This is a genomic window from uncultured Sphingomonas sp. (genome assembly GCF_913774285.1).
Lineage (GTDB): Bacteria > Pseudomonadota > Alphaproteobacteria > Sphingomonadales > Sphingomonadaceae > Sphingomonas.
The window spans coordinates 299,896-313,497 of record NZ_CAJYHX010000028.1 but is presented as its reverse complement, the minus strand read 5'-3'; the positions used below and the strand labels follow the sequence as shown (position 1 = coordinate 313,497).

Sequence of the window (13,602 nt, the reverse complement as noted above, 5' to 3'; positions counted from 1 at the left end):
CAGGCTCAGCCCGCCTTGGCGAGGGTGTCGAACGCCTTGAGGCGGGTAAGCAGCGCGCGCATCTGGTCGAGCGGCACCATGTTGGGGCCGTCGCTGGGGGCGGTGTCGGGCGCCTGGTGCGTCTCGATGAACACCGCCGCCACGCCTACCGCCACCGCCGCGCGCGCGAGGACCGGCACGAACTCGCGCTGACCGCCCGAGCTGGTGCCCTGCCCGCCCGGCTGCTGCACCGAATGGGTGGCGTCGAACATCACCGGATAGCCGGTCTCCGCCAGGATCGGCAGCGACCGCATGTCGCTGACTAGCGTATTGTAGCCGAAGCTGGCCCCGCGTTCGCACAGGATGATGTTGTCGTTGCCCGTGGAGGCGAGCTTGCCGGCGACGTTCTTCATGTCCCAAGGCGCGAGGAACTGGCCCTTCTTGACGTTCACCGCACGGCCGGTCTGGCCGGCGGCGAGGAGCAGGTCGGTCTGGCGGCACAAGAACGCCGGGATCTGCAGCACGTCGACCACTTCGGCCACCGGCGCGCACTGGCCGGCATCGTGGACGTCGGTCAGCACCGGGCAGCCGAACGCGGCCTTCAGCTCGGCGAACACCTTGAGCGCCGCGTCCATGCCGATGCCGCGCGGCGCGTCGATCGAGGTGCGGTTCCCCTTGTCGAACGAGGTCTTGTAGAGGAAGCCGATGCCGAGCTCGGCGCACAGCGTGGTCAGTGCCTCGGCCATGAAGAAGGCATGGTCGCGGCTCTCCATCGCGCAGGGGCCGGCGACGAGCACGAACGGCTTGTCGTTGGCGATCTCCAGGGCACCGACCTTGACCGTCTTCATCGTCAAATCCATCAGAACGCGCCGCAATCGGCGAGAATGGCATCCACGTCGCGGCCGCGCGCCGCCTGCATGCGAATGGTGGCTTCGTTGGATAGCACGTCCCACGCCGCCGCTTCGATTTCGGGCCACAGCGCCCGCGGCACCGCGACGATGCCATCATGATCGGCGAAGACCACGTCGCCATTGGCGATGCGCACCTCGCCCATGGTGATCGGGCGGTTCATCGCCTTGACGGTGCCTTCATATTTGATGTCGTCGCAGGTCTGGCTGCGGGCATAGACCGGCAGGCCCAGCGCGCGCACGTCGGCGGTGTCGCGTGTCGCCCCGTCGATCACCGCGCCCACCGCACCCGATCGGATCGCGAGATTGGCGTTGAGGTCGCCGAAATAGGCGAAATCGGGCAGCTCGGTCGCGACCATGATCACGTCGCCGGGCCGCACGAAGCGATAGGATTGCAGCGCGCCGTAGATGCCGTTCCACGCGCCGCCCGGCTCGCGATCGGGCCGGTTGGGCAGCGCGGCAAGCTCAAGCGTCTTGGCGCGGCCGAGGAACTTGCCCCCCGTGGTCGGGCGCAGCGCCTTGGGCAGCACCACCCGGTGGCCGCGCTCCTTGAGGATGTCCGACAGCACCGGCGACGAGAGATGCGGCAGCATGGCCCGGAAGCGCGTCACTTCCGCCTGGCGGAAGCCGGCGGCCACCGTTTCTGCGATCACCAGGTCATGATGATGGTTGATGTCGATCTGCTCGATCGGATCGAGATCGAACAGGATCGGGCGCGTGCCAAAGCGGCGCGTCGCTGCGCCCTCGCCGGTGCGGCGGACGATGTAGAGGCTCATCGCCTCGACGATCGTCTCCGGCAATTCGACGCTGTTCGGAATGCGGCCCGTGCCATAGGCGGGCACCTGCCCGTCCCAGCAATATTGCTTGGCGCGGGTGACCGCGACGAGGCTGTCCGCCTCCGGATCGGCGAGCAGCCGCTCGATTGCCCGGCCGATCGTGTCGGCGGTGACGAAGGGCGCGGTGCAGAGCAGCTGGATCCAGATGTCCGCGTCCGGGCGCTGCGCACATTCCCAGGCGAACATGCCGTGCCCGTCGGTCGCGTTGGTCGCCAGTTCCGCCGGGCGCTGGAGCCAGGTGACGGGCAGGTCGCTCGCCAGCTCGGCCATCGCCGCGCTTTCGGTATCGAGGCAGACCTCGCTGATCGCCGGGCAATCGAGCGCCTGGAGCAGCTTGCGGCGGAACAGATGCTCGCCGTCGAGGATGCGGGTGTTCTTGTCGGAAACGCGCTCGCTGCTGCCCTTGGCGGGAACGAAGGCAACGATCTTCAGGGGCTTAGCCATTCAACATGTCCTTGGCATGCAGCATGCCGTGCAAAAGGCCCGCACCATCGACCACGGGCAGGACCGAGTAGCCGCCCTCGCGCTCGCGCAACAGCAGCAGCGCATCGCCGAGGGTGGCGGCGACATCGATCACGCGCGGGTGCGGCTGCATCAGCGTGCTGGCGGGGGTGTCGTAGACGTCGCGGCGAGACTGAAAGTGCCGGCGGATGTCACCGTCGACGACCAGGCCAAGTAATTTGCCGTCTTCCCGCACCACGCACGCAGCCCCCATCCGGCCACGCGACATGGTGCTGAGCAGATCCGCGACCGGTGCGTTGGGCCCAACCACCGGCAATTCGTCGCCGGTGCGCATCAGCGTGCGCAGCGGCAGCGACTGCCGACCGAGCAACCCGGCGGGATGGTGGCGAAGGAAATCGGCGCGGGTGAAGCCGCGGCTGCGGCTGGCGGTGACTGCCAGTGCATCGCCGATCGCCAGCTGCAGCGTGGTACTGGCGGTGGGCGCCATGCCGATATGATCGGCCTCGCAGGTGGTGCAGGCGGGAATCAGGATGTCCACCGCGCGGCCGAGCGGCGAGTCGGGGCGGCCGACCACGCCGATCAGCACGCAGGCCCGGCCCTTCAGCACCGGCAGGATGCGCAGGATCTCGTCGGTGGTGCCGCTGTTCGAGAAGAGCAGCACGACATTGCCGTCCTGCACCGCGCCGAGATCGCCATGCGCCGCCTCTGCCGCGTTGAGCGCATAGGCAGGCGTGCCGAGGCTGGAGAAGGTCGCCGCGACCTTGGCGGCAATCAGGCCGGACTTGCCCATGCCGAGGCAGGTGAGCGGGCTTGCCTGCCCGACGATCACCGCCACGGCATCGGCGAGCGACGGCGGCAATGCGGCTTCGAAGGTCTGGAGCGCGCGGCGTTCGGCGGCGATCACCTCGGCCGCCCAGGCGAGTGCAGGCGCGGGAGCAAGCTCGGCGTGCGGCGCAATCACGGTATGCTTCATGCCCCGCGGCCCCCGGCGGTGGGCCGCCCGCAGGAATGCGCGTCGGACAAGGGGGATGCCGCCAATGCCTGCTCCGTTACGAACCCGGGCCAAGACGCCCCTAGTGTCTCTTATAGGAACAGCCACCTTCCGACCGGGCGGGCCGCTAGGAAAAACTTGCCTAGTGCGGGACATGCTCGGAACCCTCGGCACGGCCTCCCGTTTGGCGGGCATTCCCCCCATGATCCGATCTCGGAGCACCCCAATGGCCGACCCGCAACGATCCTCGCGCCTGCTCACCGTGCTGGCTGCGATCCTCGCGCTGGTGGGCCCGGCGATCGGCGGCGGCGGCCTGTGGCTCGCGCTGCTGGGGGGATCGATCTATTATCTGCTCGCCGGGCTGGCGCTGCTCGCTACCGCCTGGCTGCTGTATCGGCGGCGCGCGACCGCGCTGACGCTCTATGCGGTGCTGCTGGTCGCGACGATGGTCTGGGCGGTGGCCGAGGCCGGGTGGGATTTCTGGGCGCTCGCCCCGCGCGGCGACATCCTCGTGCCGCTCGGCATCGTGCTGGCGCTGCCCTTCGTCACCCGGCGGCTGGGCTCGCCGCGCTGGCCGGGGCGCGCCTGGCCGCTGGTCGGCAGCCTCGGCATTGCCGCCCTCGTGCTGCTCGCCACCGCCTTCACCAACCCGCACGACCTGACCGGCGAACTTCCCGGCGCGCGCGGGATCGCGCCGGCGAGCGTGCTCGGCGGCACGCCCAAGGAGGACTGGAACGCCTATGGCCGCTCGTGGCGCGGCGATCGCTGGTCGCCGATCGACCAGATCACGCCTGCGAACGCCGCCAAGCTGGAAAAGGCCTGGGAATTCCACACCGGCGACCTCAAGACGAGCGCCGATCCGGACGAGTTCACCTATGAGGTGACGCCGATCAAGGTCGGCAACCTCGTCTATCTCTGCTCGCCGCACAACATCGTCTTCGCGCTCGACGCGGAGAGCGGCAAGCAGGTCTGGCGCTACGATCCGCAGATCCGCGCCTCGCAGGAGATGCAGCATCTCACTTGTCGCGGCGTCTCCTACCACAGCAACGGCGCGGCGCCCGGCACCGGCGGCATGTGCGACAACCGGCTGATCATGGGCACCAACGACGCGCGGCTGATCGCGCTTGACGCCGCCAGCGGCCGCCCCTGCCCCGGCTTCGGCACCAACGGCCAGGTCGATGTGTGGCCCGGCCTGCCCGGCCAGCAGCGCGGCTGGTGGCAGATCACCTCGCCGCCCGTCATCATCGGCAATCTCGCGGTGTTCGGCGGCGCGGTCTATGACAACAAGACGACCTTCATGCCCTCGGGCGTGGTGCGCGCCTATGACGTGAACACGGGCCGCGCGGTCTGGGCGTTCGACCCCGCCAACCCCAACGATACCACCCCCAAGGCGCCCGGCACCGGCCGCTACACCCCCTCCAGCCCGAACAGCTGGACGATCGCCGCCGCCGATCCGGCGCTGGGCCTGGTCTACATCCCCACCGGCATGGCCGCGATCGACCAATGGGGCGGCCGCCGCACGCCCGAGACCGAGCGCTTCGCCACCTCCGTGATCGCGCTCGAAGCGGCGACCGGCAAGGTCCGCTGGACCTTCCAGACCGTCCACCACGACCTGTGGGACATGGACGTCCCTGCCCAGCCCGCGCTGGTCGACCTCAACCTGCCCGGCAAGGGCCGGGTGCCGGCGCTGATCCAGTCGACCAAGACCGGCAACCTGTTCGTGCTCGATCGCCGCACGGGCCAGCCGGTGGTGCCGGTGCGCGAGATCCCGGTGCCGCAGGGCGCCGCGCCTGGTGACCGCACCTCGCCCACCCAGCCCGAATCCGCGCTCAGCCTGATGCAGAAGAAGCGCGTCACCGATGCCGACATGTGGGGGGCGACCATGTTCGACCAGCTCGCCTGCCGCATCAAGTTCAAGCGGCTGCGCTACGAAGGGCCCTACACCCCGCCCTCGCAGCAGGGCACATTGGTCTTCCCCGGCAATTTCGGCGTGATGGACTGGGGCGGCATGGCGATCGATCCGGTGCGCATGATCGCCTTCGCGCATCCCAATTACATGGCGTTCGTCGATCGGCTGGTGCCGCGCAAGGAATCGGATGCGGCGCCCCACGGCCAGCGCGGTCCGGCCGGCGGCTCGGACTTCAGCGGCTCGGACATCAAGGGCTTCAACCCGAACACCGGCGCGCCGTTCGCGGTGGCGCTCAATCCCTTCCTTTCCGCGCTCGGCCTGCCGTGCCAGGCGCCGCCCTGGGGCTATGTCGCCGGCATCGACCTGGTGAGCGGCAAGACCGTGTGGCAGCACCGCAACGGCACCTCGCGCGACCAGACCCCGGTGCCGCTGCCATTCAAGCTGGGCGTGCCCTCGCTCGGCGGGCCGATGCTGACCGCGGGCGGCGTGGCGTTCATGGGATCGGCGCTCGATTACTATCTTCGCGCCTATGACGTGACGACCGGCAAGGTGCTGTGGCGCGGCCGCCTGCCGGCCGGCGGGCAGGCAACACCGATGAGCTACTGGTCTGCGAAGAGCGGCCGCCAGTTCGTTGTCATCGCAGCGGGCGGCCATGGCTCGCTGGGCACCAAGCGGGGCGATTCGATCGTTGCCTATGCTCTGCCCAAGGGTGCGCAGTGACTCTCCCGAGTCGTTACGCTCTGCGTATTGATCCAGGATATGGGTTTGACTTTCCCGGTGAAATACACCCCTGATCCGGAACGGGCAGGATCGGCCCGCAGAACGGGGACGGATCACTTTGCGACGCTCGCTGATCCTGATGGGTCTTACCGGTCTGCTGCCGATCGTCGTGCTCGGCTCGGCCTATGGCGCGGTGACCCTGCGCGAGCAGCGCGCCGCGCTGGATCGCCAGGCCGCGCTCGCCAGCCGATCGACTGCGCGGCTGGTGGGACGCGAAATCGCCGCGACGATGGACGCGGTGAAGATGATCAGCCGTTCGCCGACACTCGACGGCGGCATCAATCGCCCGCGCTTCACGCTGCTGGGTCTGCGCCTACTGGAAGACCATCCCGAATGGGCCGCCCTCAGCGTCGCTGATTCCGACGGCAATCGCCTGCTCGACCTGCCTCGGCCGATCGGGGGGAAGCTGGGCAAGGTGGTCGATCCGGTCAGCCTCGCCCGCGCCGTGCGCACCCGCCGCCCGCAGGTGGGCCACGTCATCCACGGTGCCGGCCTGACCGCGTTCGCGGTGCGCGCGCCCGTGCTCAATCACGGCGCCGCGCCCTATGTCGTCTCTGCCGTGGTGCCGGTCACCGCCATGCAGCACCTGGTATATGCCGAGGAAATCCCCGCCGGATGGCGGCTGCGGATCTTCGACAAGCGCGGCGCGGTGATCGCCCAGTCGGGATCGGTCGAGCAGGAGGCAATGCGGTCGGCGGTGACGACCGTGCCCGAAGCCGGCTGGCACGTCGAAGTGGCGGTGCCGCGAGGCAGCTTCGCCGCGCTCACCCGCCAGGCGCAGCTCGTGCTGATCGGCGGCAGCATCGTCGCGCTGGCGCTGTTCGCCGCGCTCGCCTTCGCGCTCGCGCGAGAGCTTGGCCGCTTCCGCCAGCGCCAGGCCGCGACGCTGCAGGCGCAGCGGCTGGAGGCGCTCGGACGGCTCACCGGCGGCGTCGCGCACGACCTCAACAATCTGCTGACGCCGATCCTCGGCGGTCTCGACCTGCTGCGCGCCCGGATCGGCGAGGATGCCAAGGCGCTCCGGTACATCGACAGCGCGACGAGCAGCGCCGAGCGCGCCCGTACGCTGGTCGCGCGGCTGCTCGCCTATGCCAAGCGCCAGACGCTGACTCCCGAAGCGATCGATGTCGGTGCGCTGCTGGCCGATCTGTACGAGCTGCTCCAGCGCTCGGTCGGCCCCACCATCGCCTGCACGATCCGCACTGCGCCCGACCTGCCTGCCGTCCGCGCCGATCGCAACCAGCTGGAGCTGGCGGTGCTCAACCTGGTGATCAACGCGCGCGATGCGATCAAGACCGACGGCCGGACCGCCGGAACGATCATCGTCGAGACCCGCCTGCCCCGCCGCGACGAGGCGCGCGGGCTCGCCCGCGGAGACTATCTGGCGCTGGCGGTGCACGACGATGGCTGCGGCATGGATGCCGCCACGCTGCGCCGGGCGATGGAGCCCTTCTTTACCACCAAGGCAGGCGATCGCGGCACCGGACTCGGCTTGTCGATGGTCCATGGCTTTGCCGAACAATCGGCCGGGCGGTTGGTGCTGGAAAGCGCGCCGGGCCAGGGCACCAGCGCAATGCTGATCCTGCCGGCGACCGACGCGCCCGCGCCGGTGCTCGACACGCTCCGCGACCGGCCGACGCGCACCGCCGAGATCCTGCTGGTCGACGACGATCCCACGGTGCGCGAGGCCGCCGCCGAAGTGCTGCGCGCGCACGGCCATCTCGTCGCCGAAGCGGAGTCCCTGAGCCAGGGCATGGCCGCCCTTACCGGTGCGCCCGAAACGGCCCTCGTCATCACCGATTACATGATGCCCGGCGGGACCGGCGGGGAGTTCATCACCCGCGCCCGCAATGCGGGCCTCCCCCAGCCCTTTCTGCTGCTCACCGGCTATACCGACGCGGCGGAGGACCTGCCCGGCGACGTGCCCCAGCTGCGCAAGCCGTTCCGCGAGCGCGAACTGCTGGACGCGGTAGACGCCCTGCTCGGCTGAGCTCACATCTCGCCGGGACCGGGCAGCCAGACCGGGTCGAAGCGAATGCGGCGCGGCGGCACCGGCGAGATCCTGCGCAATGCCTCGATGTCGGCAAGCACGACGCGCTGGCCATGCCGGGCGATCAGCCCCTCGCGCTCGAGCAGCCGCATCGTCCGGTTGACGTGCACCGCCGTCAGCCCAAGCACGTCGCCCAGCAGTTCCTGCGTCAGCGGCAGGTCGAAGCGGCCGTCTTCCACCCCGCCGATCCTGGCCAGGCGATCATGGAGATCGAGGAGCAACCGCACCATGCGCTCGCGCGCCGACGATTTGCCCATCGCGGCGACGATATCCATCAGCGCCAGCCGCTCGACCTGGACCGACATGAAGAACAGCGGCCCGATGCGCGGATGGGCGATCAGCACCTCGCGCATGCGGGTGAGCGGCACCTTCGACACGCGACATTCGGTCACTGCGGTCAGCGTATCCGCCGCGGTGTCGAGCACCATGCTCGGCGTGCCCATCATGTCGCCGGTAATATGGACCTTGACGATCTGACGCTGCCCGGCGGGCAGCCGGATCGCCGAGCTGGCCCAGCCTTCGAGCAGCAGATAAATCCCGTCGACCGGCTCGCGATCGCGGCGGATCGGAGTGTTGCGGCGATAGACAACCTCCGGATCGCCGAGCCCGCGCAGTATGTCGGTTTCCTCATCGGTGAGCGTTGCCTGCTCGTGGAATCGCGTCAACGGGTAGTTCGGCACCCCAGATGGTCCCCTGTACTGGATGTGTCCCCCGCCGGCAGAGGGCCGGCAAACGGAGCGGCGGCCCATGCACGCGGGGCCGCGATCGCTCGCGAAACGATGCCTAGCCGGAGCACTTCCGGCTGGCAATTCCATCCATAGGGGTAATTCGACTTAACCTGTTATAAGGTTTGACTTTTCACAAGTGACGCCGCGTTGCATCTGATCACACCTCAGGCAGCGCCTCCAGCAGCTTGTCGGGGGTGATCGGGAAGCTGCGTACGCGCACCCCGCAGGCATGGTGAATGGCGTTGGCGATGGCGCCCGCCGCACCGCAGATGCCGAGCTCGCCGACGCCCTTTGCCTGGAGCGGGCTGCCTGCGGGATCGCGCTCGTCAACCAGCACCACGTCGAGCGCCGGCACATCGGCATTCACGGGCACGTGGTATTCGGCGAGGTCGTGGTTGACGAGATGGCCGTCGCGCGGGTCGAAGACGAGCTCCTCGGTCAGCGCGCTGCCGATACCCCAAACCATGCCGCCCAGGCACTGCGAGGTCGCGGTCTTCTCGTTGAGCGCACGGCCGAGGCCGAACGCACCGGTCATCCGCCGCACCCGCGTCTCGCCGGTATAGGCATTGACCCCGACCTCGACGAAGAAGGCGCCGTACATCGCGATGGCGAACTTCTCGTCGATCCCGCCATTCTTGAAATGGCCGGTTTCGGTGAGATCGGTTTTGAGCAGCTCGGTAAACGGGATGCGGCGATTGCCGGTGATCGCCTCGCCGTCCTTGAGCGTCAGATCCGTTTCTTCGACGCCGAGCTGCTGCGCCAGTTGCTCGCGGATCGCCTCGCAGGCGGCGAACACCGCCGATCCCGTGGACGCCGCGCCCCAGCTGCCGCCCGAGCCGGCGCCCGGCGGGAAGCGCGTGTCGCCGAGCTGGACGAGCACCTTCTCCGGCGGCAGGCCGAGCATTTCGCCCGCGATCTGCCCCAGCACCGCGTAGGTGCCGGTGCCGATATCGGTCATGTCGCTTTCGACCACCGCGGTGCCGTCGGCGGCGAGCGTCACCTTGGCCTGCGCCTCGTTGAGATTATGGACGCGGCAGGCAGTCGCCATGCCGGTACCGATCCACCATTCGCCCTCGCGGCGCTGCATCGGGCGACGATCGCTGCCGTCCCAGCCGAAGCGTTCCGCACCGACCTTGAGCGATTCCGCGAAGCGGCGCGAGCTATAGGGCAGCCCCTCACTCGGGTGCTGCTCGGGGATGTTGCGCAGCCGCAGCTCGACGGGATCGATGCCGCTGGCCAGCGCCAGTTCGTCCATCGCCGCTTCGAGGCACTGCATGCCCACCGCCTCGCCCGGTGCGCGGACCGAGCCGGCGGTCATCCGGTGAATGCGGGCGAGGTCGATACGCAGCGTTCGGTGCTCGCCGCGATAGAGGAATTCGCTCGCCTGCGTCACCGGCTCGGCGAATTTCTCGCCGGGCAGGTTGGAGACCCAAGCCTCATGGCCGAAGCCGTTCAGCCGCCCGTCCGCATCGGCGGCGAGGCGGATGCGCTGGCGCGTTTCCGAACGACGCATCACGGTCTGGAACACCTGCTGGCGGCTCATCACCACTCGCACCGGTCGGCCAAGCTCGATCGCCGCGACTGCGGCCGCGGTCAGCTCCGCGCTGATGCCCAGCTTCGAACCGAAGCCGCCGCCGACATAGGGCGAGATCAGCCGTACCTGCTCGGGCTTGATGCCGAGCGCGTCGGCAAGCTCCTTCTGATTGTATTTGAGCATCTGCAGGCTCGAATGGGCGGTGAGCGTGGTGCCGTCCCATTCGGCGATGCTGGCATGCGGCTCCATCGCCGCGCTGGCATGGCCTTCGGTGGTGTAGGTGACGTCGACCGCATGGGCGGCGTCGCGCATCGCGGCGTCCAGATTGCCCTGCTGCACCGGCTCGCCGAAGGGCTCGTGGCTGGCGCGGCCGTCCTCCGAATCGAGCGGCACCTTGGCGGGGTCGTCGGCACGATAGGCGATGCGCAGCCTTGTGGCGGCGTCGCGCGCCTGCTCGAAGGTCTCGGCGACAACCAGCGCCACCGGCTGGCCGAAATAGTCGACCTTGTGGATCTCGCGCACCGGCGACTTGCCCGCGCCGCCCTGCGCCGAGCGGGTGATCATCCGCGGATCGGCGATCACCGCCAGCACGCCGGGCATGGCGAGCACGGGATCGGATTCGATCTCCACGACCTCGCCGCGGCTGATCGTGGCGAGGACCAGCACACCTTCCGCACAGTCCGCGATCTTGTACTCGGCCGCATAGGGGGCGACGCCGCTGGTCTTGGCGCTGCCGTCGGGGCGATCGAGCGGGCGGCCGATGATGCCCTGCGCCATCGCATCGAGCCGGTTGCGGTCGTCCGGCTTGTCCATCGTGTACAGGCGAGTCACAGCGTACCTCCCGTCGCTTCGCGCAGCACGGCCTTGAGCGTGCGGCGGGTGAGCGGAATCTTGAAATCGTTGCTGCCCTGCCCGCGGGCCTCGTCGAGCAGCAGCGCGGCGGCCTGGTCGAACAGCGCATCCGAGGGCGCCTCGCCTTCGAGCAGTTGCTCGACGCGGGCATCGTGCCAAGGCTTGTGCGCCAGCCCGCCGAACGCGAGCCGCGCCTTGGCGATCTTGCCCTCCTCGAGATGTATCACCGCCGCCACCGAGACGAGAGCGAAGGCATAGGAGGCGCGATCACGCACCTTGCGATAGAGCTGCGTGCCGCCTGCGGGTGCCGGCAGCACCACGCCGGTGATCACGTCGCCGGGCTCCAGGACATTGTCGCGCTCGGGCGTGGCGCCGGGCAGGCGGTGGAAGTCGCGCACCGGCACCATCCGCTTGTCGCCCTTGGCGCTGTGGATCTCCACCGTCGCGTCGAGCGCCGACAGCGCCACCGCCATGTCGCCCGGATAAGTGGCGATGCACGCGTCGCTCGCCCCCAGGATCGCATGGATCCGGTTGAACCCGCCGATCGCCGCGCAGCCGGTGCCGGGCTCGCGCTTGTTGCACGCCTGGCTGAGATCGGTGAAATAATAGCAGCGCGTCCGCTGGCAGAGATTGCCGCCGGTCGTCGCCTTGTTGCGCAACTGGAAGGTCGCGCCCGCCAGGATTGCGCGGGCGAGCACCGGATAATCGGCACGGATGCGCGGATCGGCGGCGCAGGCGCTGTTCGAGACGAGCGCGCCGATGTGCAGCCCCTCGCCATGCGCTGTGATCCCGCCGAGCGGCAGGCGGTTGACGTCGACCAGCGCGGTCGGCGTCTCCACCTCCAGCTTCATCAGGTCGAGCAGGTTGGTGCCGCCGGCGATCGGCTTGGCACCGTCGGCGACGAGCAGCTGGCCGGCATCGCCCAGGCCGTGGGCGCGCTGATAGTCGAACGGCTTCATGCCTGCGCCTCCGCCACTTCCGCAATCGCCGCGACGATGTTCGAATAGGCCCCGCAGCGGCAGAGATTGCCGCTCATCCGCTCGCGGATCTCTTCCTCACTGAGCTTGGGCGTGCCCGCGACATCGTCGCTGACATAGCTGGTCCAGCCCGCTGCGATCTCGTCGAGCATCGCCTTGGCCGAGCAGATCTGGCCCGGCGTGCAGTAGCCGCACTGATAGCCGTCGTGCCGCACGAAGGCGGCCTGGAGCGGGTGCGGCGCATCGGGCGTGCCGAGCCCCTCGATCGTGGTGACGCTGTCGCCGTCGTGCATCACCGCAAGGGTGAGGCAGCTGTTGATCCGCTGGCCGTTGAGCAGCACCGTGCAGGCGCCGCACTGGCCGTGATCGCACCCCTTCTTGGTGCCGGTGAGCCCGGCGTCGCGGCGGAGGAAATCGAGCAGACTGGTACGGGGATCGACGTCGAGCTCGTGATCGACGCCGTTGATGGTGATGGGCATGCGCGGCCTCCCTGGTCAGGGGGGCGAACGCGCAGGCGCCGGGATCGGTCCCGACTTAGGTTAACAAGAATGGGAGTCGGTCAGTGCCCCTTGCGCGGGATCAGGTGGAGCAACCCCGCCACGACCGCACCGACGACCAGCCCCGCCACCGCCGAGCCCAGCGCATAGACCAGCCAGGCCACCATGCCGCCCAGCGCGCCGGTCGCGGCACCGGCCACCTCGGACCAGTGATGCAGCGCATGCGGGATCGCGCTCAACCCAAATTCCTCGAGCCCGTGGAGCAGGATGCCCCCGCCGACCCAGGCCATCGCCGCAACGCCGATATGCGACAGCGCAGTGAGCAGCACCGGCATCGCCGTCACCAGCCCGCGCCCGAAGCCTGCCACCGCGCCCGTCGCGCCGCCGCGGCTGAGGTGCAGGCCGATATCGTCCATCTTCACGATCAGCGCGACGACGCCGTACACCCCGATCGTGATCGCGAACGCCACCAGCACCAGCGCCCCGGCGCGCGTAACGAACGACATGTCGGCGGGAAGCTGCGCCAGCGCGATCACCATGATCTCGGCCGAGAGGATCAGATCGGTGCGAATCGCGCCGAGCACCTGGCGCTTCTCCAGCGCCTTGGCGTCGGTGATCTCGGCGACTGCATCGGAATCGTGCGTGCCGGTGAGTGCCTCGAGGATCTTCTCCGCCGCCTCGAACGAGAGATAGGTGCCGCCAAGCATCAGGATCGGGGTCAACGCCCAGGGCGCGAAGGCGCTGAGCAGCAGCGCCAGCGGCAGGATCACGATGAGCTTGTTGGCGATCGAGCCCAGCGCGATCTTGCCGATGATCGGCAGCTCGCGATCGGGGGTGAGCCCCACGACATAGCGCGGCGTGACCGCGGTATCGTCGATCACCACGCCGGCGGCCTTCACCCCCGCGCGACCGGCCGCAGCGCCTACGTCGTCGAGCGACGCCGCCGCCAGTTTCGCCAGCGCCGCGATATCGTCCAGCAATGCGACCAGGCCACCCGCCATCAAATCCCCCTCATGGTTTGTCCCGGGCTAGCCGAGATGAAGCGGAAATGCACGCGGAGGACCGAGGCTCCCGCCGGTGCACTGCGCAGTCGCCACAA

The 13,602-nt window shown here is 69.1% G+C and carries 10 protein-coding genes; 2 read left to right on the top strand and 8 right to left on the bottom strand.

The genetic code is table 11. The features are described from left to right. Window positions 1-5: 5 nt before the first annotated feature. The 3 genes from kdsA to QZ670_RS15640 are packed head-to-tail and all read right to left on the bottom strand — an operon-like array spanning window position 6 to window position 3,158. Window positions 6-827, bottom strand: a complete 822-nt coding sequence (gene kdsA / locus QZ670_RS15650; protein ID WP_294256962.1) for a 3-deoxy-8-phosphooctulonate synthase — start codon at window positions 825-827, stop codon at window positions 6-8. A gap of 11 nt (window positions 828-838) precedes the next feature. After that, window positions 839-2,167: a hypothetical protein gene (locus QZ670_RS15645; protein ID WP_294256960.1), complete on the bottom strand. Its 1,329-nt coding sequence runs from the start codon at window positions 2,165-2,167 to the stop codon at window positions 839-841. After that, window positions 2,160-3,158: a KpsF/GutQ family sugar-phosphate isomerase gene (locus tag QZ670_RS15640; RefSeq protein WP_294256959.1), complete on the bottom strand. Its 999-nt coding sequence runs from the start codon at window positions 3,156-3,158 to the stop codon at window positions 2,160-2,162. The genes QZ670_RS15645 and QZ670_RS15640 overlap by 8 nt, the downstream gene beginning before the upstream one ends. Window positions 3,159-3,402: 244 nt before the next feature. On the opposite strand from QZ670_RS15640, the gene QZ670_RS15635 reads away from it, so the two are divergent. Both QZ670_RS15635 and QZ670_RS15630 read left to right on the top strand, forming a co-directional pair. Next, window positions 3,403-5,805 (top strand): membrane-bound PQQ-dependent dehydrogenase, glucose/quinate/shikimate family, encoded by a 2,403-nt coding sequence (locus QZ670_RS15635; RefSeq protein WP_294256958.1) that lies wholly within the window; start codon window positions 3,403-3,405, stop codon window positions 5,803-5,805. A 139-nt stretch (window positions 5,806-5,944) separates the two neighbouring features. Next, window positions 5,945-7,855, top strand: coding sequence for an ATP-binding protein (locus tag QZ670_RS15630; protein ID WP_294256957.1), 1,911 nt, complete (start codon window positions 5,945-5,947; stop codon window positions 7,853-7,855). Window positions 7,856-7,857: 2 nt separating this feature from the next. Here QZ670_RS15630 and QZ670_RS15625 read toward each other — a convergent pair whose 3' ends face one another. From QZ670_RS15625 to QZ670_RS15605, 5 genes are all read right to left on the bottom strand, one after another. Further along, on the bottom strand, window positions 7,858-8,580 hold the full coding sequence (locus QZ670_RS15625; RefSeq protein WP_294256956.1) for a Crp/Fnr family transcriptional regulator: 723 nt from the start codon (window positions 8,578-8,580) through the stop codon (window positions 7,858-7,860). A gap of 220 nt (window positions 8,581-8,800) precedes the next feature. Beyond that, complete coding sequence (locus tag QZ670_RS15620; RefSeq protein WP_294257094.1) at window positions 8,801-10,990, bottom strand: xanthine dehydrogenase family protein molybdopterin-binding subunit; 2,190 nt, start codon at window positions 10,988-10,990, stop codon at window positions 8,801-8,803. Window positions 10,991-11,004: 14 nt separating this feature from the next. Next, complete coding sequence (locus tag QZ670_RS15615; RefSeq protein ID WP_294256954.1) at window positions 11,005-11,988, bottom strand: xanthine dehydrogenase family protein subunit M; 984 nt, start codon at window positions 11,986-11,988, stop codon at window positions 11,005-11,007. Then, a complete protein-coding gene (locus QZ670_RS15610) occupies window positions 11,985-12,485 on the bottom strand; it encodes a 2Fe-2S iron-sulfur cluster-binding protein (protein WP_294256952.1) in 501 nt (166 codons plus the stop codon). Before QZ670_RS15610 ends, QZ670_RS15615 begins: the two co-directional genes overlap by 4 nt. Window positions 12,486-12,565: 80 nt before the next feature. Continuing rightward, complete coding sequence (locus tag QZ670_RS15605; RefSeq protein WP_294256951.1) at window positions 12,566-13,504, bottom strand: DUF808 domain-containing protein; 939 nt, start codon at window positions 13,502-13,504, stop codon at window positions 12,566-12,568. Window positions 13,505-13,602 lie beyond the last annotated feature (98 nt).